This window comes from Pseudoalteromonas sp. NZS11_1, from assembly GCF_015864275.1.
Lineage (GTDB): Bacteria > Pseudomonadota > Gammaproteobacteria > Enterobacterales > Alteromonadaceae > Pseudoalteromonas > Pseudoalteromonas arctica.
The window spans coordinates 82,566-107,444 of the sequence record NZ_JADYXK010000013.1 but is presented as its reverse complement, the minus strand read 5'-3'; the positions used below and the strand labels follow the sequence as shown (position 1 = coordinate 107,444).

General features: G+C 38.4%; 23 protein-coding genes and 3 pseudogenes. 16 read left to right on the top strand and 10 right to left on the bottom strand.

Going from position 1 to position 24,879, the window contains the following annotated elements; all coding sequences use genetic code 11:
* Positions 1 to 186: 186 nt before the first annotated feature.
* From I6F44_RS11245 to I6F44_RS11230, 4 genes and pseudogenes are all read left to right on the top strand, one after another.
* Positions 187 to 1,161 carry a transposase gene (locus I6F44_RS11245; RefSeq protein ID WP_197173785.1) on the top strand — a complete coding sequence of 325 codons (975 nt, stop codon included), beginning with the start codon at positions 187 to 189 and terminating at the stop codon, positions 1,159 to 1,161.
* Between the two features lie 202 nt (positions 1,162 to 1,363).
* Positions 1,364 to 1,795 (top strand): annotated as a pseudogene (locus I6F44_RS11240) (transposase); the annotation flags it as partial.
* 220 nt (positions 1,796 to 2,015) lie between these two features.
* Positions 2,016 to 2,441, top strand: a complete 426-nt coding sequence (locus I6F44_RS11235) for a hypothetical protein (protein WP_197173783.1) — start codon at positions 2,016 to 2,018, stop codon at positions 2,439 to 2,441.
* 331 nt (positions 2,442 to 2,772) lie between these two features.
* Entirely contained in the window at positions 2,773 to 2,955 is a 183-nt protein-coding gene (locus I6F44_RS11230) for a hypothetical protein (RefSeq protein WP_010552629.1), read from the top strand.
* Positions 2,956 to 2,994: 39 nt separating this feature from the next.
* Here the strand turns inward: I6F44_RS11230 and I6F44_RS19615 are convergent.
* Together I6F44_RS19615 and I6F44_RS19610 are read right to left on the bottom strand one after the other, a co-directional pair.
* Positions 2,995 to 3,132, bottom strand: a pseudogene (locus I6F44_RS19615) (IS110 family transposase); the annotation flags it as partial.
* Positions 3,133 to 3,197: 65 nt separating this feature from the next.
* Positions 3,198 to 3,347: pseudogene (locus tag I6F44_RS19610) on the bottom strand (PQQ-dependent sugar dehydrogenase); the annotation flags it as partial.
* A gap of 165 nt (positions 3,348 to 3,512) precedes the next feature.
* Between I6F44_RS19610 and I6F44_RS11225 the strand changes: the two are divergent.
* Together I6F44_RS11225 and I6F44_RS11220 are read left to right on the top strand one after the other, a co-directional pair.
* Positions 3,513 to 3,932 carry a hypothetical protein gene (locus I6F44_RS11225; RefSeq protein ID WP_007375679.1) on the top strand — a complete coding sequence of 140 codons (420 nt, stop codon included), beginning with the start codon at positions 3,513 to 3,515 and terminating at the stop codon, positions 3,930 to 3,932.
* A 117-nt stretch (positions 3,933 to 4,049) separates the two neighbouring features.
* On the top strand, positions 4,050 to 4,481 hold the full coding sequence (locus I6F44_RS11220; protein ID WP_197173782.1) for a hypothetical protein: 432 nt from the start codon (positions 4,050 to 4,052) through the stop codon (positions 4,479 to 4,481).
* A 196-nt stretch (positions 4,482 to 4,677) separates the two neighbouring features.
* Here the strand turns inward: I6F44_RS11220 and I6F44_RS11215 are convergent, their stop codons facing one another.
* Positions 4,678 to 5,868 (bottom strand): PQQ-dependent sugar dehydrogenase, encoded by a 1,191-nt coding sequence (locus tag I6F44_RS11215; RefSeq protein WP_197173781.1) that lies wholly within the window; start codon positions 5,866 to 5,868, stop codon positions 4,678 to 4,680.
* On the opposite strand from I6F44_RS11215, the gene I6F44_RS11210 reads away from it, so the two are divergent.
* Positions 5,853 to 6,305 (top strand): hypothetical protein, encoded by a 453-nt coding sequence (locus I6F44_RS11210; RefSeq protein ID WP_197173780.1) that lies wholly within the window; start codon positions 5,853 to 5,855, stop codon positions 6,303 to 6,305. The two genes, I6F44_RS11215 and I6F44_RS11210, sit on opposite strands and share 16 nt — an antisense overlap.
* Before the next feature lie 103 nt (positions 6,306 to 6,408).
* Here I6F44_RS11210 and I6F44_RS11205 read toward each other — a convergent pair whose 3' ends face one another.
* The 4 genes from I6F44_RS11205 to I6F44_RS11190 all read right to left on the bottom strand — a co-directional run bounded on the left by I6F44_RS11205 (position 6,409) and on the right by I6F44_RS11190 (position 12,490).
* The gene (locus I6F44_RS11205; protein ID WP_197117628.1) at positions 6,409 to 7,608 is read right to left on the bottom strand and encodes an Nramp family divalent metal transporter; all 1,200 of its coding nucleotides are present in this window, start codon (positions 7,606 to 7,608) and stop codon (positions 6,409 to 6,411) included.
* Positions 7,609 to 8,112: 504 nt separating this feature from the next.
* Positions 8,113 to 9,375 carry a valine--pyruvate transaminase gene (locus tag I6F44_RS11200; RefSeq protein WP_197173779.1) on the bottom strand — a complete coding sequence of 421 codons (1,263 nt, stop codon included), beginning with the start codon at positions 9,373 to 9,375 and terminating at the stop codon, positions 8,113 to 8,115.
* Between the two features lie 135 nt (positions 9,376 to 9,510).
* Entirely contained in the window at positions 9,511 to 10,170 is a 660-nt protein-coding gene (locus tag I6F44_RS11195; RefSeq protein ID WP_197173778.1) for a glutathione S-transferase, read from the bottom strand.
* Positions 10,171 to 10,183: 13 nt separating this feature from the next.
* Positions 10,184 to 12,490 carry a peptidase U32 family protein gene (locus tag I6F44_RS11190; protein ID WP_197173777.1) on the bottom strand — a complete coding sequence of 769 codons (2,307 nt, stop codon included), beginning with the start codon at positions 12,488 to 12,490 and terminating at the stop codon, positions 10,184 to 10,186.
* Between the two features lie 296 nt (positions 12,491 to 12,786).
* Here I6F44_RS11190 and I6F44_RS11185 point away from each other — a divergent pair, with 296 nt between their 5' ends.
* The 6 genes from I6F44_RS11185 to I6F44_RS11165 all read left to right on the top strand — a co-directional run bounded on the left by I6F44_RS11185 (position 12,787) and on the right by I6F44_RS11165 (position 18,390).
* Entirely contained in the window at positions 12,787 to 13,896 is a 1,110-nt protein-coding gene (locus I6F44_RS11185; RefSeq protein WP_197173787.1) for an endonuclease/exonuclease/phosphatase family protein, read from the top strand.
* A gap of 229 nt (positions 13,897 to 14,125) precedes the next feature.
* Positions 14,126 to 14,494 carry a hypothetical protein gene (locus I6F44_RS19605; RefSeq protein ID WP_231612828.1) on the top strand — a complete coding sequence of 123 codons (369 nt, stop codon included), beginning with the start codon at positions 14,126 to 14,128 and terminating at the stop codon, positions 14,492 to 14,494.
* A gap of 113 nt (positions 14,495 to 14,607) precedes the next feature.
* Positions 14,608 to 15,651, top strand: coding sequence for a tetratricopeptide repeat protein (locus tag I6F44_RS19600; protein ID WP_331459066.1), 1,044 nt, complete (start codon positions 14,608 to 14,610; stop codon positions 15,649 to 15,651).
* A 196-nt stretch (positions 15,652 to 15,847) separates the two neighbouring features.
* A protein-coding gene (locus I6F44_RS11175; protein WP_165737964.1) for an IS3 family transposase occupies positions 15,848 to 17,028 on the top strand; the annotation gives its coding sequence in 2 pieces (ribosomal slippage) (positions 15,848 to 16,106 and positions 16,106 to 17,028; 1,182 coding nt in all).
* 183 nt (positions 17,029 to 17,211) lie between these two features.
* On the top strand, positions 17,212 to 17,781 hold the full coding sequence (locus tag I6F44_RS11170; RefSeq protein ID WP_331459065.1) for a GGDEF domain-containing protein: 570 nt from the start codon (positions 17,212 to 17,214) through the stop codon (positions 17,779 to 17,781).
* 189 nt (positions 17,782 to 17,970) lie between these two features.
* Positions 17,971 to 18,390, top strand: a complete 420-nt coding sequence (locus tag I6F44_RS11165; RefSeq protein ID WP_169060872.1) for an MAPEG family protein — start codon at positions 17,971 to 17,973, stop codon at positions 18,388 to 18,390.
* A gap of 131 nt (positions 18,391 to 18,521) precedes the next feature.
* Here the strand turns inward: I6F44_RS11165 and I6F44_RS11160 are convergent, their stop codons facing one another.
* Positions 18,522 to 20,369, bottom strand: a complete 1,848-nt coding sequence (locus tag I6F44_RS11160; RefSeq protein WP_169043737.1) for an ABC transporter ATP-binding protein — start codon at positions 20,367 to 20,369, stop codon at positions 18,522 to 18,524.
* 150 nt (positions 20,370 to 20,519) lie between these two features.
* The gene (locus I6F44_RS11155) at positions 20,520 to 21,356 is read right to left on the bottom strand and encodes a hypothetical protein (RefSeq protein ID WP_197173776.1); all 837 of its coding nucleotides are present in this window, start codon (positions 21,354 to 21,356) and stop codon (positions 20,520 to 20,522) included.
* Positions 21,357 to 21,603: 247 nt separating this feature from the next.
* Between I6F44_RS11155 and I6F44_RS11150 the strand changes: the two genes are divergently transcribed.
* The gene (locus tag I6F44_RS11150; RefSeq protein WP_007580188.1) at positions 21,604 to 22,008 is read left to right on the top strand and encodes a GFA family protein; all 405 of its coding nucleotides are present in this window, start codon (positions 21,604 to 21,606) and stop codon (positions 22,006 to 22,008) included.
* A gap of 6 nt (positions 22,009 to 22,014) precedes the next feature.
* On the opposite strand, the gene I6F44_RS11145 is transcribed toward I6F44_RS11150, so the two are convergent.
* Positions 22,015 to 22,812, bottom strand: a complete 798-nt coding sequence (locus I6F44_RS11145; RefSeq protein WP_197173775.1) for a hypothetical protein — start codon at positions 22,810 to 22,812, stop codon at positions 22,015 to 22,017.
* A 149-nt stretch (positions 22,813 to 22,961) separates the two neighbouring features.
* Between I6F44_RS11145 and I6F44_RS11140 the strand changes: the two genes are divergently transcribed.
* Positions 22,962 to 23,354 carry a hypothetical protein gene (locus I6F44_RS11140; RefSeq protein WP_024589167.1) on the top strand — a complete coding sequence of 131 codons (393 nt, stop codon included), beginning with the start codon at positions 22,962 to 22,964 and terminating at the stop codon, positions 23,352 to 23,354.
* Positions 23,355 to 23,472: 118 nt separating this feature from the next.
* On the top strand, positions 23,473 to 24,876 hold the full coding sequence (locus I6F44_RS11135) for a M28 family peptidase (protein WP_197173774.1): 1,404 nt from the start codon (positions 23,473 to 23,475) through the stop codon (positions 24,874 to 24,876).
* Positions 24,877 to 24,879: the final 3 nt, after the last annotated feature.

The following is a 24,879-nucleotide window of genomic DNA, read 5'->3' as shown; positions in this document are numbered from 1 at the left end:
CAAATCAATTGATAATGTGCTAATTTTCATGACGGACGTTCCCTTTTAACTGAGTGAGTTCAATTACCAGTTTGGCGCATTGACGCCGTTTTGGGGAGCGTCCATCTCATCACCCATCCTATTTTTTGCAGTTTAGTGAACTAAGTACTAGGCTTTTATCAGTGTGAAAAATAAGCAGGGTGTCTTATGGCAATTGCAAGAAAGCGCCAAGTAAGTTTGGTTGATACAAAGTACTACCATTGCATATCACGTTGCGTACGCCGTGCATTTTTATGTGGGGAAGACCACTTTACAGGTCAATCCTACGAGCATCGTAGAGGCTGGGTTGAAGATAAACTGCTTGAGTTAGCCAAAGTGTTTTGTATTGATGTATGTGCTTATGCTGTTATGAGTAATCACACCCATTTAGTGCTGTATGTTGATGATAAAAAAGCGAATAGGCTGAATGATAAAGCGATTGTTATTCGCTGGCACAAGCTGTTTAAAGGCACTGTACTTACGCAAAAATACATACAGGGTGAAAAGCTAAGTAAAGCTGAACTTATCTTTTTTAATCAAACAGTAAAACAATACCGCGAGCGCCTATCAAGTATTAGCTGGTTTATGCGGTTGTTAAATGAAAACATTGCTCGCAGAGCAAATAAAGAAGATAACTGCACTGGCCGTTTTTGGGAGGGACGATTTACGTCTCAAGCATTATTAGATGAAGCAGCCCTTGCGGCCTGCATGGCGTATGTCGATTTAAACCCCATTAGAGCCAAAATGGCTAACACCTCAGAAGAGTCAGACCATACCAGCATCAAACAGCGTTTAACGTATGCAAAGGATGGCAAGCAACCAAAACAACTACTGCGCTTTGCAGGCATGCCACGTCAAATTATGCCAAAAGGGCTGCCGTTTGAGCTTAAATCGTACCTTGAACTTGTTGAGCTAACAGGGCGCTGTATACGAGAAGACAAACGTGGTTATATTGAAAGTACACACTTACCCTTACTCGAAAGAGTTAATATCTCTCCAGAAAACTGGTTAAAGCTCACCACACAATTTACGCGTGTATTTCATGGTGCAGTCGGCAGGTCAGCCTCACAAGAAGGTTATTGTGAAAACTTAAACCGAAAGCGGCGAGCGAATATCAGTAACTGCGAAAAGCTACTGGCATAAAACTTAAACTACTCAGTAATAAATCACAACTGCATTATGCAGTCATTTTCATGCGTGTAATTTAGGTTTAACAGTGATAATTGCTTATTTAATGTGTAACGCGCGAGTAAAGATATAAAAAGAGGTGAACTCTTAGCCCAAAAAAGTAAATTTAGTGGCGCGCTAGATTAGTTTACAATTGGGGTGGCTGTCTAATTTAATGTATTATGAGGCAACGCAAACATGCCGCTGCCCTGCAGGCAATGCCATGTGGCGAAGCGGGGTCAATGTAAACAGCCATAACCAACAATACACACGATTCTGCGGTTACTTAAAAGATTGCAAAGTATGTCCACTACAACAGCAATGTATGCGAAAGCCACCCATTAAAACGGGGCGACAAGTACAGTTTATAAATAATAAATCACGCAAAAAGCTGAGCTATGTAGACAAAATGAAAGTAAAAATAGACAGCCCCATAGGTCGACGACAATATAGCAAACGACTTGGTTGTATTGAGCCAGTGTTCGGGAACATTACAGTGAATAAAGGCATGAATAAATTGACCTTACGGGGTCAAACAAAAGTGAATGCGCAATGGCAACTGTATTGCCTTGTTCATAATATAGAAAAGCTGCAGAACACGATGCATTAAGAAGGGTAAGCCCTCTTACTCTAAATAAAAGCCACTCAAACACCCGTAATCCCTTCCAAAACGCCAATTAAAACAATATCAAACACTTCTATATTCTGCGTAAAAATACAGTAATCAATTGAACCAAAATAGGAACTCAGCTATGGTTTGTTTATCAATAAAAAACAAATTTAAAAACGAGTTAATCTACAGGCTCGTTATACGCACAAAGGACATGTAGTTGAATAACGAAGCTGTTAAACCAAAATACTTAAATTACACTGAGATATTGGGTTTTAAAATTCCTTTAGTGTGGTGTTCGTTAGCTATGTTAATTGGCCTAATATTTCATGAAGTTGTAGAAGCTATTTTAGTACCGCCGCTAACGTTATTGATGGTTTATATTTGTCATAAAATAACCAGTTTTTTCTTGAGCTTTCAGGAACATAGTGGGATTTTGAGTGAGAAAGTTTATGGTGTGATAATTAAATTCATTTGGTTTAGTGCTGTACTTGGATTTTTCATACCTCTTTTTAGTGCCGCTTTTGAATCTGTAAACAACGAAGTAAATTTTGAATTTTTCAATGGTGTTTTCAGTATTGTCTATTTTGGTTTTGCTTTGGCAGCGGCTAATAAGTGGGGTAAAACCTATGTTCCCAAACATTAGCGTAATATGTGCGTATAACAAAAACATCAACTGGGAAACTACTCGCTGTAAAGCGCTCGTATTTTCCAGTTATATTAAGCGTTATATGCCACAGGAAATTTTGTGAAATTTTTTATGTTGGGTGCAAGCCCATCAAGCTGATTCGCAACGCTGTTGCAAAGAACAAAGGCGCAACAAATTGTGCCAGCACAGCTCACGGCTTATGGGAGCGTTAGCTGTATTGTCGTACTGTTGTGATTATATAATGTTACAGATTTGCCCTTGCCCTTGCTCAAAAAATATTCTGCACATATATTTAATTGGTACTTAATTGTTTTAATAAGAGGGATTTATGAAAATATTACACAAATGGATAATTTTGGCGGGTTTATTATTAGCCGCTCTTATTTCGTATGGCTACGGATTTTCTCAAGGCATAGTTATCTTTGTTGTTTTAGGTGTGGCTTTGGAACTTACATTTTGGTTTGGTGTTTTTGGTAAAAAGCAGCAATGTAACGAACACCCCCGCAACTAATCTACAGCTAACAACACGCCCTGAGGTGGACAGCAAGCGCTAAAGCTCACTTTCCACCGCAAATTTTAACAGCGGTGATCCTTTACTTTTCAATGCAGTTAAGTAAGTTGATTCATCGTATGGCGTATGTGTTTTCCAGCACCTAAATAGGATTCGTATCCACTTAAATACCAATGATTTGATGATGGTATTATGGGGCTTTCTTTTTGCCATTAGCTTTATTGTTGGTTATTTCATGTAAATTAATTCGGTATCACCAACATAAGCTTTGAATCTTCCCCATCGGTTAATATAGCTATATTTTCCTCAGTTGTTACAAACATATCTCTTAATCGCCCTGCGACCTCAGGAAATACGTGAGACTGCGTAAATTAACCATTAGCCAGATTAATTTACAATTGGAGTGGCTGTCTAGTTTAATGCGAGCTTTGATATCACGCGTAAACATTCAACAATCGATTGTACCCAGGTAGAAACCCGGCTATGGTTTGTTTATCAAGATAAATAAACCAGCTAATTTACAGATTCGTTATGTCTCACGGAGGTTTTATCGCTCTATGAATGTTTTTCTAATAATTGCAGGTACATTAAGTGCTGTTGTAGCAACTTTGCATTTGGGTTGTATCTATTTTGGAGGTTCTTGGTATCGGTTCTTCGGTGCAGGAGAGCAAATGGCATTACTTTCTGAGCAAGGAAGTATTAAACCAACTCTTATTACTAGTGTAATTGTTCTGATTCTATCAACTTGGTCATTGTATGCATTTTCAGCCGCAGGTGTTATTTTTAAACTTCCATTCATCCGCCTAGCTCTTGTATTAATAACTTTTATTTATTTAGCCCGAGGTGTTGCAGGGTTCTTTCTAATAAATAACCCTATGGGGCGTTCGCCTGAGTTTTGGGTTTGGAGTTCTATTATTTGTTTATCTTTTGGTATTGTTCACCTTGTTGGTTTAAAACAGCAATGGGCAAGCTTGTGAGTAAAGTGTAATCTAATAAAGAATCAAACAAGGGCTATTACAATTGGCTTTTGGTAAAGCATTATATTTATAGTTAACTACTTCTCGCTAATAATTGACGGAACAAGGAATATTAAAATGGATAAAATGTCAGTTCACATAACCTCTAAACCTTTAGAAACTTACCCGCAAAAACAAATTTTAAAGGTGGTAGCTGATGAAGTAACCGAAAAAGCGACTGTGCACAAAGCAGCGGTTCAAAGTGACCAAGTGGATATATCCGAAGAAGGAAAAGAAAAAAGTCTGGGAGATCAAAATCGTGAAGCGTTACGTAAATTATCAGGCAATGAAGATGCAAGTCAGGCATCACAATCTGAAGAAGATCCTATTGATGAACAGATTGCTGAAATACAAGAAAAGATAGAAAAACTATTACAGGAAACTGCATTATTACGCAGTAAAGATGATGAAGAGTCGCAGGCTAAAGTGAGGGTACTAGAAGCAGAAATTACCGGGCTTAACACTCAACTTATTGAATTATTGAGACAGCAATTAGAATCGGGTAAATAACAAGCACAGTAAGTATATGCAAAGGCAATTGGAGACAAGAACGTTATTAATAACATAATAAAGACGCTCGCTTTAATCTTAAAACTAAAGGGGTTAACCCCTGATCTTACTGATCAAATTACTTAATTAACCAAAGTGGCTTATTTAAAGCCGCTACTTACTTTTAAAGCGCAGCGGCTTTTATTTGCTTTATGAATTAGTTTGCTGTCATCAACATTAGCTTTGCCTCTTTACCGTCAGTTAATACCGCGACGTTACCTTTATCAGTTATAAACACATCTCTTAACCTGCCTGCGGCCTTGGGAAATACGTGAGACTGCGTAAATTCACCATTGGCCAGATTAACGCTGTAGAGCTTTTTATCGACAAGAGTAGTGATAAGCACATGTTGCTGTAATGAGGGAAACGCTGCATGTTTAGAGCCGTAATACGCCATGCCTGATGGCGCTATTGATGGCGTCCAATTAACACTTGGTTTTTGCATGCCTTTATATTCGGTAAATGGTGAAATACGCGCTTGCGAGTAATCTTTGCCATAGGTGATTACCGGCCAGCCATAATTAGTCCCAGCGGTTAAGTAGTTTAGCTCGTCACCGCCTGCAGGGCCGTGTTCGTTGCTAACAATTTGCTGCGTATCGTAATCATAAACTAAGCCTTGAGGGTTACGATGACCAAGTGAGTAAACAGCATGTGCATTTGGGTTTTTGTGATTAATAAATGGGTTATCTGTTGGTATGGTGCCATCTAGGTTTATACGTAATATTTTACCAAGTTGGCTGGTGATAACTTGTGCTTGCTCTCTAAAGTCAAACCCATCGCCCGTTGAAATTAATAACGTATTGTCGGGTAGGACAAGGGCGCGTCCTGCGTAATGTTGCGGTGTGTTTTTATCAGTCGCTACTTTATAAATAACGTTAGGCTTTGAAAAGTCAGTGCCATTAAACGTGGCTTTGGCAACAACAAGCCTGTTTTCGCTTGCATCACCTTGGGCATAGGTAAAAATAACTTCTTTGGAGTCGTTATAATCTGGTGATAATACAATGTCGAGTAAACCACCTTGGCCTGCAACGTATAAACCTGTTAGGTTTAATTTTACTCTTGATTGCACGTTGTTTTTAACTATAACTACGTGGCCATCACGCTCTGTAATTAACCATGTGCCGTTTGGTAGTTCAACCATGCTCCACGGAGACTGTAATTGCGTAGCCAGTGTTTTTGTACTGTATTGCTCCTTTGGTAGCGCAACATCTGCATTAACAGAAAACGAAAAAAGCGAAAGCAAAGTAAAAAAAGAGATACATTGTTTACGGGGCAAGCCTTTGCTAGCATGACTAGTATAAGAGAAAAGCTTTATTTTAATTTGAGATAACCATGTCGTTTTTAACACGTATATTGCCTTCATTTTTAGTTTCTTGGTTACTTACATTCACACTTGCTAGCTTGTTTCATAGCCAATACGTTGTCAATCAATTAGTTAATGTAGGTGTAGTGGTGGGCTTTAGTGATCGCGTTAGTTTAACGCTTGATGATTGGTTAGGCCTATTACCTACCTACGGCGCTATTATTTCCGTAGCACTTGCCATCGCTTTTTTTGTTACCACAAAGCTTAATAAAAAGGTTCAAAAATACAGTACTCAGCTATTTGTTATTGCTGGCATTGTGGCATTTGCTATTGTGTTAATTGCCATTGAATCAATTATGAATATTCATATTATAGCCGGCGCAAGAGGCTGGGGTTTTTATGCTCAACTGCTTGCAGGCGCGGTAGGTGGTTTGGCGTTTTCGCAATTAGTTAAGGCAACTAAAACCCAAAAAGCGTGTTAGATGTGTGAATATAAATACGGCTTATACGTTATTTAGTGATTAATATTTAAAGGCCGCTGTTTATTGTAAACAGCGGCCTTTAAATATGGTTTTTAGAATTTAATCAAAAAATTAAACTAATTAGTTTGTAGCTACTTAGCCCAAAAATTAGGATTAAAACGGGCAGGGTCACCAGGTTTAACACCAAAGAGTTAGTGTAGTTTCCCATAACCCCTTTTTGATTAACCAGCCATACAAGGTAGGTGCTAACAATAGGGAGTAATAACCCGTTAGCCGCTTGCGCGAATATAATTACCGCGACAGGGTCTAAACCGAGTGACGCCACAGCAGCACCAAACAATAAAATAACAATAGCGACGCCTTTAAAGCGCGTGTTACCCATATCGTTTGACCAACCTAACATGCCACACACAGCATAAGCACCGGCAAGTGGCGCTGTAATAGCACTTGTTAAACCTGCAGCAAATAAACCAATAGCAAAAAAGTAATGAGCGGCGTCACCAAGCAATGGCTCTAGCTGCACGGCCATATTGGCCGCACTAATTTGCCCCGCATCGGTGCCATAAAATGCAACTGAAGCTGTAGATAAAATAGCTAAAGTGATCACACCGCCTAAGGTGATTGATAGGCCTGTATCAACATTTGTTTGTTTAATCACTTTTTGCATGTCGCTGTTACTGTCGTGTCTAGCAGCGAGTACGCCGGAGTGTAAAAATAAGTTGTATGGCACAATGGTAGTGCCTACTAATGCCAATATGGTCGTAATAGAGCCTTCAGGCATACTAGGAATAAAACCAGCAAATACATCACCCAGTGAAGGCGCTGCCATTACAAGTGTTGAGATAAACACTAAGCTCATTAAAATAACGAGTAAAATTAGCGCGTTTTCAACCACTTTATGTTTGCCGCTATACAGTAAAGCTGCACTAAAAAAAGCAATAAGTGGTGTCCATAGTTGAGGACTAACTTGAGGGAATATTTCAATTAATCCCATGCTAGCGCCACTTAAATTACCCGCTTCATAAGCTGCACTGCCCACACCAATGGCGCTAATGACTAAAAATATAGCTAAAGATTTAAATAAAGGCGTTTGAATATGTGCTCTGAGCGCTTGAGCTAAATCTTGCCCGGTAGCAACGCCAAGGCGCGCCGCCATAGATTGTAATAATATAGTGGCAACTACTGAAAACAGTAATGTCCATATAAGTGCAAAACCAAAGTTTGCACCTGCCACGCTGGCGGTAGTAATAGTCCCTGGTCCAATGAAGGCAGCGGTGACGAGTAGTCCTGGTCCTAATCGCATAATTGACCTTAATAGTGCTATTGCATGTTGCTATTTAAAGTTACATCTAACGTTTAAAACCAATATTTATACGCGATGCCTGTAGTGTTATTGCTGCCACTTTAATTAAGTGCCCTGCAGCGATTATCGCCCCTTGGCTGGTTCTTTTTTAATAAGCATATGTTATACCAACCCGCAATAATACTTAATCAATTTGAGGGATTAAATCTGACGCTAACTGCGTTAAAAATTTCTAATATACGACTGCATGGATGCAGGAGGTAGAGCAATGCAGGAGCAATTAGTGATAACAACTAAATAACGAAATTTTTGCCTGGTTATCAATACGATTTTCTCACCTCAGAATAGATCACTTAATTAAGCGAATTGCTATTAAAAAATGTCGAGTAGGATACCAACTTGTATATAAATTTAAAGGGGATACAGTGCGTTTGCATGAATTTTAAACGTATATATAAGCGAGTTAAATGACTGATGCCGATATTAATATCGGCATCAGTATATTTACTTTATTAAGTTTTTAATCGCTTCTAAGCCTTTTTTTAAGGTATCTGCATCGGTAGCATAGTTAATACGAATACACTCGTGCTTGTGCGACCAGCTGTCGTCAATGCCGATAAAAAAGTTGTGACCTGGGATCACATACACGTCTTGCTCTTTAAGCTTTTGATACAACACCTCGCTTGTCATTTTTGCATCTTTAAACCACAGCCACATAAAAAATGCGCCTTCAACTTTGTGCAAATAAACAGGCAGTTGGGCAAACACTTCATCAAACAAATCAACCGCTATGTGTGCTTTATTACGATAAAAAGGCAGTACAACATTACGACACAGTGGGAGTAGTTCGTTGTCGTTAATTAAGCGTGTCACTAAGCTTGGGCCAATACTATTTGGCGATAAAACCATGCTGCCATTTACGCGGCCAATTGCTTTAATAATCTCATTGTTTGCAACCACAATACCGCTGCGTAAACCCGGTAGGCCAAGTTTTGAAAGTGACATACATAAAATAATGTTTGAGTTCCACGTTAGGTTTGCGTCGGTGTAAATACAACCTGGGAACGGATCGCCGTACGCGTTATCAATAATGAGTGGAATGCCATATTGCTTAGCGAGCAAATCAAGGTGTTTTACTTCATCGTCAGTAATTACATTACCTGTTGGGTTAGTAGGGCGTGATACGCACAGCGCGCTTATGCTGCTGTCGTTTGCTAGTACTTTTTCAACTGCTTTAAAATCAATTACGTATTTAAACTGTTTTGATGCACTACCTGTATTTAAAATTTCGATATCAGGCTTTATGGCAACAAACATATCAGCCGATAAGCCTTGATCGGCATAACCTATGTACTCTGGCGCAAGGGGAAATAAAATCTTTTTATGGCTGCCATCCGGCATTTCGCCTGCCAACATATTAAACAGCACAAAAAAGTTAGCTTGACTGCCATTACCAAGTGCTACGTTATCGGCGCTAATATCCCATGCGAACTCTTTACTTAGCTGGCCTGCTAATGCAGCTCTAAACTCGTCGTTACCAGTCGGGCCGTCGTAAAGGCCAAATACCTGCGATACCTTGTTACTGGCAACGAGTTTTTGTAATTCACTTAAAAAAACCTCATTTACTTGTGGTACTAGTGCGGGGTTACCGCCACCCAGCATAACAATATTAGGATTATTGCTGTTTTTAGCACCGCCTAAATCTTCCATTAACTGAGTAATGCCGTTGGGTTGTGTGAATTTAGTGCCAAAGTTTGAGTAGTTCATAATGCATAGCGTTTGTTAGTAATGGGGAGGGCAGTATAGCGTAAATAAAGGGCTTAAATCCGATGATGAGAATAATTCAATGCTTAGCTTTGTAGTTGGCTATGACAATAAAATTTCTATAAAACAAAGGCTAAGTTAAGATTTTTTAACGCCGTATAAAAACTCTTCGCCGCAGTCCATATACAAATCAAATTTGGTCATAACTTTGGTAAACATGGGGGCATGTAAAAATTCGTTTAACCATGCGCGTACATGCGTGTATTCACTTTGTAAGTACCAGTGTTTATCTACGCGGGCAAACTGTCTAATAAATGGCAGCAGAGCATAGTCGGCTAGGCTTTTTTCATTGCCCATTAGGTATTTATGGGTAGTTAGCTTTGCTTCAAATTGCTTAATAAACTCTTCGCAGGCTTTTTGATAATAAATTTGTGCCATGTCTTTTGTACGAGCATAAAATTTGTACTTTTCGAGCACCGGTTTAAATTGCGTGTCGTTTAGCTTAATTAACTCAAGCATGCGCTCAAATGCTAATGGGTCTTGAGTATGCAGTAAATTATACGGATCGTTTTGCTTTAAAGCCCAGAGCATAATGTCTAGGCTTTCGTCTATAACTTGATTATTCGGCAACAATAAAACTGGCACCGTGCCTTTTGGCGATATTTTCAAAAGATGCGGCGGCTTATTTTTAGTTTTTATAGCGCGTAGAAGCACATGTTGCTCTGCCATTAAAATACCCATTCGTGCGCGCATTGCATATGGGCAGTGTTGTAATGAATATAATAATGGCAGTGTCATTTTAATACTTACCTTAACTGTTTAAGCCTTCAACATATTGCTGACGTGTTTTTACTTTTACCATATGATTTAACTGATCAGCTGCTTGTGTTTGCCCGCTAATTAAATCTTGGAAATGGGCGAGTAACACGGCTTTATCTAGTTTTTCTTTATCGCCTGAGCCAATGTCAGTTAAATCAATCATGAACTCGTCAAACTTATCGGCATAATCGGTCACAATATCCATATTTAAAAATTGCTCATGATTATAAATGCTCGGGTAGCCGCCTTTTTGTTTATCAATAGCAAAGCTAATGCCTTTTACATTGGTAACGGTTGTTTCCTTTTTACAGCTCAGCATACAGCTGGCATCAATACGTGGTTTTTTACAGCCAACGGTTTGCTGGAAAAAACACTGGCGGCTGGTCATCATTAGTATTGGGTGATAAATGCTGTACATCATTTTAAAGTTGTTAGGGCGTTTAATACTGCGCATTTGCTGCTTGTTTATTTCGTTTGAAATAAACGCGCCTTTAGCATTTAAATCTTCTTGTAGCGTTAATAACGCATAAGAGTTTGTCGTATTTAGTAAAGGACCTGCAATCCAGTCAATGCCCATTTGCACTGCTTTGTATGCCACGCCGGTGTTATTACTAATAATAAGTTTAGGTTTCGCTACTTCTAATAAACGCACGGCTTCGTCAAAGTCTTTACCAATTAACACGGCTGGAAACCACGGAATTAACTGTGGGTGCTCTAAAAATACATTTATGTATTTATCGTTATCGGTTCTAAAGCTTTCAGGTAATTTAAAGTAAACATCGCCATTTGTTAAATCACATAGGTGAACGTCTTTTATGTCCGATATTAAAATAGAGAGTGTTGTTTTGTTTTTATCTGCTTTTTCGTGGTTTACTAGTTTAGGCAGTTCAACAGGGGCGAGTACGTCTTTACCTTCGTTTAATAAAAACGCGACTTGCTTCTTAATACGGGCAAGCTCTTTAAACGGAATGCTTAAGTTGTTGCCTAAGTTTGAGTAATCCATATTTTTAATTTCAAAATTGGCATTACTAAAGCTTTTAAAGCGCTTATCAATGGCAGCAATATCAACAACTGATTTATCAGCGGTATGCATAACCATTTGCGATTGCACTTCAAAGCGCTGAGGTTGCTCAGTGTTTAAATTTGCGCTTTCATTTATTAACGAACTATCGTTTTTATCATTAATAACCAGCGTTACAGTAAATGGCTGGTTTAACTGTCCTGAAAATTCAAAACGAAGCTCACGCTTTGAAATATCTAAAAACTCAATTTTCTTTTTAACTAATGAATCAATTTCACTTTTTTGGGTAGAAAGCTCTTGTTGCGCATCGTAAATTTGTACAACTGAAATAGCGTTACTTTTTTCGTTTGCGTGATCAAAGCTATGGTCGCGCGGGTTGTCGGTAAACATGTTTTTGGTCATGTCGCCGGTTAAAAATTTATTAGTAAAGTTACGGTTAAACACTTTATACAAGCTTGAGTCGTCTTCAATTAAGTTACCGGTTTGCACAAACGTGTCTATCTGTTTACGCCAGCTATCAATAACCGTATGTACGTAGTTAGCGCCTTTAATACGACCTTCTACTTTTAACGAATCAACACCTGCGGCTACCAGCTCTGGTAGGTCAAAATAAGCTGAATTATCTTTTAAGTTTAATGGGTGTTTGTTACCCATCGCCGTTGGCTCGTATTCATCACGACACGCTTGCGAGCAGCGACCACGATTGCCCGAGTTACCCACACTTACTGAGCTTGAATAGCATTGCCCTGAAAACGCAATACATAAGGCGCCGTGCACAAATACTTCGGTTAATACGTCGCATTTATGCGCTACGTCAGTCAGTATTTTGATTTCAGTTAAGTTAAGCTCGCGCGATAAATTTACACGTGTAGCGCCAATGCGGGCTAAAAACTCAACTTGTGATTCGTTATGCGTAGTTAACTGCGTTGATGCGTGAATATGCAAAGTAGGAAAGTGCTTTTTAACTATATTGAATAACCCTAGGTCTTGCACAATAATGCCGTCGAGCGTGGTATTTACTAGCTGATTTAATAGCTTAAATAGCGCACCCATTTCGTGCTCTAATATAACTACATTTAGCGTTAAAAAAATCTCACAGCCGTATTCATGGGCTAGGCGAAGTGCGCCGTTAAGCTCATCAAACGAAAGATTAGACGCTCGGTTACGTGCATTAAAGGTATCTAACCCACAATAAACCGCATTAGCACCGGCTACAATGGCGGCTTTTACTGCGTTTACATCACCGCCTGGGGCTAATAGTTCAATCTTTCTACTCATTACAACTTCACTTCGCTCATATTTAATTGCCGCGAATTTTATCTGGTTAAGCACGTTAATGCTATTTATTGAGGGATATAATAAAGACTAAAATAAAAGAGTGTATAAAATTACAATTAAGCAGGCTGATTTATTACGTAAACATGTAATAAAATGATAGTTTATAAGCAAGCAACACTTTCAACTTTACTTAGGCGATACCCATCAGCAATCAAGATCTTAAACAGTTAGATACAGATTTAAATAGTGATGAATCTGTAATTATTAACACCCAACTAAAAATAGCCACATTTAACCTGTTTAACTATCTTGAGCCACCCAATGCATACTATGAGTTTGAGAAAATTTATACCGCGCAGCAGTGGGCTAAAAAGCAGCGTTGGATTGTTGATTACTTAACAGAGCATACCCCTGATGTGATTGGTTTTCAGGAAGTGTTTAGTATTGATTCGTTAAAAGAGCTAGTTGCTGAGCAAGGCTATAATTACTTTGCAGTAGTTGATACGCCAGAGGTGATTGATGATTTTATTTATAAACGTCCCGTGGTAGCAATTGCCTCTAAATATCCCATAGTTGAGGTAGCAGCGGTTGAACACGATAGCGAGCTTGCAAGCACGCTTGGCCTTAATAGTGAGTTTACTTTTAGTCGTAAGGTATTGAGAGCGACCGTTACTTTGCCGCACATAGGCAATACTGATTGTTATGTGGTGCATTTTAAATCTAAGCGCCCGATGATTAATGTTGATGAACACAACAAAGAGCTAGCGCCCGAGCAAAACATAATTGAGATTTTAAAAGCAAATGTAGCAGGAGGGTGGGGCTCAACTATTCAGCGTGGCAGTGAAGCTACATTGCTAATGATACAAATGATTACTCGCCGCGAAGCTACGCAACAACCCATGCTATTAATGGGGGACTTTAATAATGAACTTGCGGATGGCGTATTAAGCCATTTACTGACGAGTACGCTGCGCTTTGCACCTGCGTTTGACGCTAAAACCTACTTAGCAAAATATTGTTTAAATGATTCATGGGATTTATTTGTTAAGTCGCAGCTAAGTAATGATGAAGTGATTAGCGATGAAGCAATAACAAACGATGTACAAAGTGATTGTGATAGCAATAACAGCGAGATTGTTGGTTCAGCGGATAAAAGCCAAGTAAAAAATATAAATATAACAAAGCCTGCACCGTTAAGGCCGCCAACACATTATTATGGCGCGAGCAGCTCTGTGCTTGATTACATTTTATTGTCGTGTGAGTTTGACGCTAGCTACGATGACAGCTTTTTTGAAGTAAGCGCTTATAACACTTACGACAGGCACTTAATAAACCCCGAGTATGAGCGTGATGATTTAACTACCGACCACGGTGTTGTATTGGTTACCCTTAAACTAAGAAGCTAGGTTTTCTCATTTAATAACTTACAGCGTACGATTAAGCTAAAAAAGAATTAAGCTGCAATATGCATAATTATGCTAAAATCATAAATTAACAATTACCCATATTGCAGCGAAACTTGACCTGCAGTCTTTGTGTGTATATTTTATCGCCAGAATTTTTGCATTAAATCAATAACAAATCACTAAAATGGTAAATATGGAATTTTACACTTACTCGTATCACACGCGAAAGATGGACTTAACTTCGCAAGTACACACTTTCTTCGTAAATCGAATTTATAATTCTAAATTGTTAGTGAAAGCTTTGCTTTTTGCTTTGTTTATTAGTTTAAGTAGCGCTTACGCGCAAGAAACCACCTCATACAGTTTAATCAATGAATCTAATGCAGGGCTGCTAAAAAGAGCCGAATTACTTATGGATACTGACGTTATAACAAGTATCGAACTAAGTAAGGCGTTGTTGTTACAAGCGCAAAGTGCTGATGACACGTTACTCAGCGCAAAATTACATAACTTATTAGGTAAAGCGAATAAAAAAATAACAATATTAATGAATCGCTTCATCACTTTTCACAATCCTCGGCTTATTACAGTAAATTAAATGATTCACGCAACCAAATAAAGGCGTCTATTAATTATATAAAAATATTATCAGATGAAAAACGTTATGACGAACTTGCTAACCGCATTGAAACTTTATTACCAACAACGCTTGTGTATGGCGATGAGTTTTTTATAGCACAAGTACTCCTAACAAAGGGGGATTCGTTTTATGAACAAAAAAAACACAATGACGCGATCACGCAATATTCATCTGCTTTAAAATACCTTGTAAATAAAGACGAACAAATACAAAAACAGTTAGGTGAAACGTATAAAAAATTAGCTCAGTCGTATAAGCGTCTTGAAAATAGAGAGCAAACAGCTCATTTTTATACCAAAGCTTTAGAGATATATACTAATTTAGATGATTTAAAGTTGATGGCGCGTACATTAAATACACTAGCAGAAGCGCAGCGCTATTTAGACAACTTAGTTTTAGCCCTTGATTACTCCACTCGTGCATTAGAAATACATAAAGACATTGACGATCCTGTGGGCTTAGCTAAAGCATTATTAGGTGCTGGTATTATTTATCGCCATATCAACCTTTATGAAAAATCACTTAAGCATATAAATGAGGCATATTTATATTATAAAAAAGTAAATAACGTGCTTGGGATTGCTAAAACATCCAATCAAATGGGGCTGCTATACACACGATTAAAGCAGTTTGATCAGGCCGAGATTTTCTATCAAATAACCATTGATTTACCAAAAGGTGTGGTCGAGGAAAAAACGCTCGCGTCGGCCTTAAGAGAAATGGCTGTTATTAACTATGAGTCTGGCGACTTAGAATCAGCGATGAAATTTGCTCAGAAAGCTTACGTAACTTATAAAACCAAAAATCTTACATCCTACATTTCTATAACAGCGCGTATTATTGCTAATATTTATCGTGCCCAAGGGAATAAAAACAAGGCTATAGAGTATTACAAAGAGTCGTTGTCGTTCGCCAGAGAAACGGGCAGTAAGCTTTATGAGATAAAGTCGCTAACAGCGCTTGCGGCGATTTTAATTGGTATTGATACAAATGAGGCGATTTCTTTACTAAAAAGGTCACTCGCTTTATCAACCGAAATAGATGATAAGTTACATATGCTATACGCTTATCGTGAAATTCGAATAGCAGAAAAACAGCGTGGACGAATAAATTAATCACTACGTTACGCGGAAGAAGAAATAGCCCTGACCGGAATCATTCAATACGAAAGAGACGAAAGTAAGCTTGCTCTTGAAAAAGCACATTTGCATTCTCACAAAATGGAAATAGAGCTTGTAGTGGTACAGTGATTTTGGCCACCCATTAAGAAAGAAATGTTATGCTAATAAGCATACAAATTTGGGTGAAAAAATGACGAAATTAAAACGCGCAACGTATTCTGCAGCAATAAAATTAGAAACAGCTCAGCTTGTAGTTGACCAAAGTTATACTCAAGAAGAAGCAGCCAAAGCGATGGGGGTGGGTAAATCAACCGTCAGTAAGTGGGTTACTCAATTAAAGCAAGAGCGGAATGGCCAGACACCATCTGCTTCGCCAATGACGCCCGAACAAATTGAAATCCGCGAACTTAAAAAGCAAATCCAACGCATCGAATTAGAAAAGGATATATTAAAAAAGGCTACCGCTCTCTTGATGTCCGACTCCCTGAACAATTCTCGTTAATCGAGAAACTAAATCAACGAGAGCGTTACCCAATTAGCGTGCTGTGTAACGTATTCAATGTGCATCGTAGCAGCTATAAATATTGGGCTATACGGGATACAACGCCGACGTCAGAGCAAGTAAGGCTAGAGGCTGAAGTTAAAGCAATACATGCAATGAGCGGTGGCTCAGCTGGGGCGCGGACAATCGCGGCAATAGCAACGAACAATGATTTTGAATTGAGTCGTTATCGTGCTGCTAAGCTAATGGTTAAATTAAAGCTTGAAAGCTGCCAAGTACCTCAACATTCATATAAACGCGGCGGTAATGAACACCTTGAAATTCCAAACCTGCTTGATAGACAATTTGATGTTGTTGAGCCAGATACCGTGTGGTGCGGTGATGTGACGTATATTTGGGTAGGTAATCGCTGGGCTTATTTAGCCGTTGTTGTTGATTTATTTGCACGTAAAGTAGTTGGCTGGGCCATGTCGTTGTCGCCAGATACTAATTTAACGCTAAAAGCGCTTGAACTCGCGTATGAAAGCAGAGGAAAACCGACAGGACTGATGTTTCATTCAGACCAGGGTAGTCATTATACAAGTTTAAAATATCGCCAACGTTTATGGCGCTATAAAATCAAACAAAGTATGAGTAGGCGTGGAAACTGTTGGGATAATGCACCAATGGAGCGATTTTTTAGAAGCTTTAAAACGGAATGGATGCCAAAGGTTGGATATGGAAATTTTATAGATGCTAAATATAGCGTTAGTGATTATATCAACGGATATTACAACAACGTTAGGCCGCATCATTATAATGCCGGTTTAGCGCCAAATGAATCTGAGGTTAGATATCAAGATTCTAAAACTGTGGCCAAATTTTATTGACCACTACAGCTGGAGACGTTAAGAGAAAAAGAAAAACTCCATCAACTTGAGCTTGAAAAGAAAAACAATGAAATTGAAATATCAGGCCAAGCTAGGGTTATATCAGAGCTAGAGCTTGCAAAAAACAAATACGCGAGTATTGCGCTCGCATTTTTATTAGCCGCTTGTTTAGCTATTGTTTTATTGGTTTATCGAAGCTTTATTGCCTCTAAAAAACGTAATGAAGAGTTAGACTATTTGGCCGCGAGAGACCCTTTAACCAATTGTTATAACCGCCGCATTTTATTTGAGATTATGAATCGCGACTTTTTGGATTTACCTCAGATTGAAGAATATTGTATTTTAATGGTCGATATTGACCATTTTAAAAGTGTTAACGATACTTATGGGCACAGCATTGGCGACACCGTACTTTGTGGTGTTGCCAGTCTTTTACAAGCCAATATACGTACGAGCGATAGCGTTGCCCGTTTTGGTGGCGAGGAATTTTGTATTATTTTACCCAATACGACTCAAGAGCAAGCAATACGTATTGCTGAGGCTATTCGTATTAAAGTAGAAAAAGCGATATTTGATGATATTCCTGTTACGTGTAGTTTTGGGGTTACGTCTATTAAATTTAAAGCCAGAACGCCTTCTGAGTTAATTGAACAGGCCGATTTAGCACTTTATGAGGCTAAGTCTTTGGGTCGTAATCAAGTTGTGTTGTGTGATTGTGCGTTTGAAGAGTTTAAGCTTTTTAGATCGGAGTAAACCCAGCAGTATACAGCTCAGTTTTGATGTTATTTTTAAAATCATAACAAGTAAACTTTATACAACGCCGTGAGTTACTTACACATGTAATCAGGCTTATTAAATTAACCCTTTAAATATCAGTGTATTAACTTAGGCTTTAAAATTGCATTCTAAACTAAGTTAAAAAACAAAATAAAGGATTTAGTAATGACTGAAGTTGCACTTTCGGCCTATTTGGCATTTTACCTCTATTTAATTATGTTGCTTGTACAGTGGGCTGTGGCTACGTTTAGCAAAGCTAAAGAGCCAAATGCTGTACCAGGTAAAATTGACGAGGATTTATCGCACGATAGCTTTATATTTAGAGCGCATCGTACGTTTCATAATACGCTTGAAAACAGCGCATTATTTATAGGTACGGTGTTATTTGCGTTTGTAATTAATTATCAAAGCCCGATTTTTGCTATGTGTATTTGGGTGTACTTAATTGCGCGTTTAATTCACATGGTGCTGTACTACGCTATAGCAACAGAGAGAAACCCAAGCCCACGTAGTTACTTCTTTTTAATCGGTGTGCTTGCTAATGTGGTTATGCTGATAATGATAGGGTTAAGACTAATCTCTTAATTTATAAAAAAAGTTATAAGCTCTATTTATAACTTTAAACAAAAAAGCGAAGAGCCTTTAAGGCATCTTCGCTTTTTTATTTAGGTAGCAGCAGAATATAAACCACGTCTACCGTAAGGTAATATTAATGGCTAATCGACGCCTATAAACCCGCCTGTTTGGTGTGTCCACAGGGCTGCGTAAATCCCGCCCTTAGCGATTAGTTCTTCATGAGTGCCTTGCTCAACTACGCCGCCGTCATCAAGTACAATTAATCTATCCATTTGTGCAATGGTTGAGAGCCTATGCGCTATGGCAATTACTGTTTTGCCTGTCATTAAATCATCAAGGCTTGCCTGAATTGCTGCTTCTACTTCTGAGTCGAGTGCGCTGGTGGCTTCGTCGAGTATAAGTATGGGTGCATTTTTAAGTAGCACACGTGCAATAGCAATACGTTGGCGCTGTCCGCCCGAAAGAGTAACACCGCGTTCGCCCACTTGAGCATCAAAGCCTTTGTTGCCTTTGCTATCTACCAAGTCGTTTATAAACTCAAGTGCTTTAGCTTGTTTGGTGGCGTTGATCATCTCGTCTTGCGTTGCATCGGGGCGACCGTACAAAATATTGTCTTTTACTGAGCGATGAAGCAGGGAAGTGTCTTGCGTAACCATTGCTATGTAGCGGCGTAGACTTTCTTGGCTTACATCTGTGATGTTTTGCCCATCAATTTTTATTGTTCCTGAGTCGGTATCGTAAAAACGCAGTAATAAGTTAACAAGCGTTGATTTACCTGCACCAGAGCGGCCGACTAAACCAATTTTTTCGCCAGGTTTAATGTTTAAGTTTAAACCGTCCATTACTGGGCTGCGATTAGTCTCGTTTGCTGCTTTACCGTAATTAAAGTGTACGTTGTTAAACTCAATGGCACCTTGGCTTACGTTAAGCGTATCAGCATTTGGTTTATCGGCAACTTCGATAGGGTTTGATAGTGTTTTCATACCATCGGCTACGGTGCCAATGTTTTCGAACAAGCTGCTTATTTCCCACATGATCCATTGCGCCATACCGTTTAATCTAAGCGCTAAACTAACAGCAACTGCAATGGCACCTGCGCTAATTGCACTCAGTGACCATAAATAAAGTGATACAGCGGTAACTGAAAATACTAATAAATAATTTAAGCTTTGAATAACAAAGTTTAGGCTGGTTACCAAGCGCATTTGTTTGTACACAGGCTGTAAAAATACATCCATGCTTTGTTTTGCGTATTGCTCTTCACGCTGGGTATACGAAAACAATTTAATAGTAGAAATATTTGTGTAGCTATCAACAATTCGACCGGTCATTTCTGAGCGCGCATCGGCTTGTGAGCTGGCAATTTTTTTAAGGCGCGGTACAAAATAAAGCTGTACGCAAATGTATAAAACTAACCAAACCAGTAAAGGGATCATTAAGCGCCAATCAGCTTCGGCAACTAAAAATACCATTGAGCCAAAATAAACCACTATGTACATTAATACATCGAGTAGTTTGGTCACTGTTTCGCGAACGGCTAAAGAGGTTTGCAATACTTTGGTGGCTATTCTTCCTGCAAACTCATTTTGATAAAAGCTCACACTTTGGCGCAGTAAATAACGATGCGCTAACCAGCGAATCGACATAGGGTAATTGCCCAGCAATGCTTGGTGCAAAATAGCAGAATGAAAAAATACGACTACGGGCAATACCAGTAAGAGCATGACAGCCATTTTGATAAGTTCTGATTTTTGCTCTACAAACAAGGTTTCGGGTGTGTAGGCCGTTAACCAATCAACAAGCTGCCCCATATAGCTAAATAAAGAAACCTCTAAAATAGCGAGCATGGCAGCGCTGATTGACATTAGCACCAACGACAGTTCCATTCCTTTGGTGTAGTGACGACAAAAAGCAAATAAAGTCGAAGGCGGCTGAGTAGGTTGATCCTCAGGAAATGCTTTTGTCATTTTTTCAAATAATCGATACATTTTAAAAACTTAAATGGCAAATAATGGTGGCTATTATACCATTTAAGTATTTTTAAATGCAGGTTTGTAAGGTATTAATTGTGAATATGCTAGAGCGTTATTAATATAAACTTATGTATAAAAGAACACCTAAAAACACTTCACTTACTTTTATAGCATTGGGTTATTTAGGTTTGTACCTTTGCTCATGTATAAATCGTCATATCTGAGACCACCATTTCCGTAAGGCTTTTTAATTGGGCCTGTATTACAGTTTGCTAAAAAATATATAAGAGGTTGTTCGCGCTTCATTCTAAATTGTGCATTTTTATACACCAGTGTTTGCTTGCTAAATTCACCACCTTTTACGTAAACATCATATTGCTGACCTTGCTCTGAGGCTGCTGCGTTATTAACAACATACCATACGTCGTACCAGGTATTTGTTTGCAGTGGCTTGGCCGATTGTTTGGTAGTGTAGTTTTGAATGTTGCTATACCCGCTGTCGGTTTTAACCATTAATGCGCCATCGTTTACAAGCCCGTTTGATTCTGTTTTATCGGTTACGCGAAGTGTAGGCTCAAACGCATCGTACGCATGTTTATTAATTAGCTCTGGCGTAAGGTTGCTTAATCCAAAAGCATGGTTATTAGGAAAAGCAGCCACGTTTATACGCATATAAAATGTGTAGGTTTGACCAACTTCAACCGCTTGTGGAAGTTTTGTATAAGAAAGCGCTTTACGATTTCCTACAATGCCCTCAGCCGCAGGCTTTTTTAGTAAATAATGATTTATTGATGCAGGTGCTTGTTCTGGTTGTATAACTGTTATTTGTGGATTTTTGACCTGTGGCTTAGTTTCATTTTGGGTATCGACACTTTGCCACTTGCTAAGTGAATTTTCAAAATTATCAATAAGTAGCCAATCGCTCGATGTATTTTTTTGAATGGTTGAACATGCTGATAGCGTGCTAAACAAACATAGAATTAAAATGTGTTTGGAAGACATAATTGGCTCTCGTAATATTATTGATATTTGGTTAACCAATTTAAATTTTGGCTATAGTTTTTATTGAGAGTTATGTAACCAATTTAATGTTTTTATGTCAATCATTAAAGCAATACGTAATGGCGTGGGAACTGCGAAGATATAAAAATTATTATTCCATTCAGAAAATTAACCAGTAAACTTATCCATTAAATCAACTCAGCAAATTTCAGCTGAGTTTAAAATAATTTAATAGTTAGGATGTTATATGTATACGGGTTCGTGTTTGTGCGGTGAGGTAAGCGTTGAAGTGTCGGGCAGTATAACCAGCATTATTCATTGTCATTGTTCACTGTGCAGAAAAAACAGCGGGACTGCATTTGCAACCAATGGCTTTGTAAATACAGATGACTTTACAATAACTAAAGGGCAGGCACTACTTAGCGAGTATAGTTTTAAAGTAGGGCGTACTCGTTACTTTTGTAAATGTTGTGGCTCGCCGGTTTACAGTAGCAACAATGATGACAAAAGTAGAATACGAATTCGTTTAGGAATATTTGATAGCGATATTACTGAGCAGGTTTTATCGCATAATTTTGTTACGTCTAAAGCTAACTGGGAGAAGCTAGAAACAAGCTTACCGTGCTATGAAAAACATGAACCTGGGCGTTAACGCGTTTTATTCAATGTGGTAAATGCTGTTAATACTTTTATAAAGGTTTGGTGAAAAATTTATAAACACAGGTGAGTTTTGTATTTCATCAACGTTTATGTACATTAATGTTTGCTGGCTTAGTATGATCACTATATTTTTGTATTCGTTAAACTCTATTATTGCTAAGCACTTAAAATGTTGCCTTAAAAGTACTAAAAGCATTTGCAGCTCTTGGCCAGTTTGTGGGTTTAAATTAATGATTACTTGCGTATTTTGCTCACTGCAGCTATTTATATTTTGCCAAAAGCTATCGCTGGTTAAAAAAGGCTGGTGATATTCACCACTAAAAATATCGATAGTGATTACGTTAAAGTGATCAGTGCATTGGGCAATATATTGTTCGGCGCATTGTAAATAGGTGCTGTGCTTAATTGGTAACTTAAAGTGCTGGGCAGCAATTAAGGCAATGTTTGGGTTTATTTCTACCGTGTTAAATGTATTGATGGTGTTTATGTAAGGCGTATTACTTTGTAAGTGATACATAATTCGCTCAAACCCTGCAGTGCCTAAACCTAGATTTAATATATTTAGTGTATCTACCGGTTTAAGTAAAAATAACATCATACACTGGTTTACAGGTACTATTACTTGCTCAGGGTGTATAAGGTTCATAACGCCTTGAACTGTTATGTCTTCATTGGTTTTTTGTGCAAGCGTTAACCACCGGTATTCTTTATTTTGATACACGCATACGGGGCCGTATGCACTTTGCTGCGACTCAATAAGGTTACTTTTAATTGTATCTTCTTTTAGCTTACGCATAACTTAAACTATTAATATATACACAATGACAGTGTGCCACGAAAAACACATTTTTTTATAGATTATTGTGTAACAAGGTTTGTAATTTAACCTCTAAATATAATATTGTATTAGCAATTAATTACTTAGACGTTATTCAAGGATTGAAAATGAGAACATTTATTTGCGCTGTTCATTTTGTGTGTGCTCAGTGGATGAAAAAATTAGACTCAAGAAATAAAAATACGGCCATAAATGCTGCAGCATTGTTAGCCATGATATCTACTGTATATAGTTTTCTTTTAGCTATGACGTTTGACATTCACTACTTAGATAAAATAATCAGTACTTTTAAGCAAAACCCTTTACTTATTGGTGCTCTATTTTACGCAATCGTAATTGGAATTGTGTTTTTAATTTTGGGTGATTTTAACGGTTATAGAAGTAGAGTTAGATCTTGTATAAATAAAGGGAGCTTTAAAAAATATATTTTAGGAATAAAGCTGTGGATGTTTGGGTTAATTCCTATGACCGGTATTATGTTGATTGTACGACTCAATTAACTCTCTAAGTATTACTATAACTGCGCTTTAGCGTGCTCCTTTCTACATCTACCTCAAATGTATTGCCATAAAATCTTAGTTAAGTAATGGTTACACTATAATAATTAGGAGCTAATAGATGCTTAAAACACCTTTGAAAATCACAACAACGTTACTCAAATTTACTGCAATTGCAGGCGCTTGCACACTTGCATTATCAGCACATGGTGAAACGCAATTACAATATACCGACCAACAAAAGTTACACGATATAGCAAGTGAAGTGTCGGCTACCCGTATCGGTAGTGACATTCAAACGCTGGTGGATTTTGGTACTCGCCATACGCTTTCAGAGACTAAATCGGATACGCGAGGTATTGGTGCGGCTAGGCGTTGGATAAAAAAAGAATTTGAAAAAATATCTGTGCAGTGTGGTGGTTGTCTGGAAATTATTGAAGTAAAGGACACTATATCGGGCGAAAAACGCATTCCTAATCCTGTTGAAGTGGTTAACATAGTGGCTATTCAACGTGGGTCGAGCGAGCCGAATCGGATGGTGATGATGTCGGGTGATATAGATTCACGTGTAAGCGATGTTATGGACTTTACGAGTGATTCACCGGGTGCTAACGATAATGCATCGGGCGTGGCAGGAGTAATAGAAGCAGCTCGTGTTTTAAGTAAATACAAATTTAATGGTTCGGTAGTTTACGCGGCGCTTTCGGGCGAAGAGCAAGGTTTGTTTGGCGGTAAAATATTAACGGCTTATGCACAAAAGCATAACTGGCAAGTTCATGGCGTTTTAAACAACGATATGATTGGCAATATTACCGGTATTAATGGGGTAACTAATAACACGACTGCACGTATATTTTCAGAAGGTACCCGTGTTGTAGAAACAAAAGAGCAAGCTAATACTCGGCGCTTTACAGGTGGTGAAGTCGATTCTGCGAGTCGTAATTTAGCTCGCTACATAGATACTATTGCTGACAGATACATTTCTAATTTAGATACAATGCTTGTATATCGATTAGATAGATTTGGTCGTGGTGGGCATCATCGCCCATTTAATGATGCAGGTTTTGCAGCAGTGCGTATTATGGAAACTAACGAGCACTACGATCGTCAGCATCAAGATTTACGCACTGAAAATGGTGTTGAGTATGGCGATACCATTGAAGGTGTTGATTTTGATTATACGGCTAAGTTAACTTCACTTAATGCGGTAACGATGGCGTCTATTGCGTGGGCACCCGCACCGCCAAAAGAAGTTAAAATAAAGGGCGCTGTTACAGCTGATACGTCGTTTTCATGGCAACAAAGCAGTGATGAAAATATTGCTGGCTATAAAATTTATTGGCGTTACACGAGCGAGCCGCAATGGCAGTTTAGTAAATACGTTGGTAAGGTTTCACAGTACACACTTAAAAACGTAGTGATTGATAATTATTACTTTGGTGTAGCCTCTGTTAGTAAAGACGGTATTGAGTCTCCAGTAGTTTTTCCGGGCGATGTAGGTTCGTTTGATCACAATATAAAATAGCAA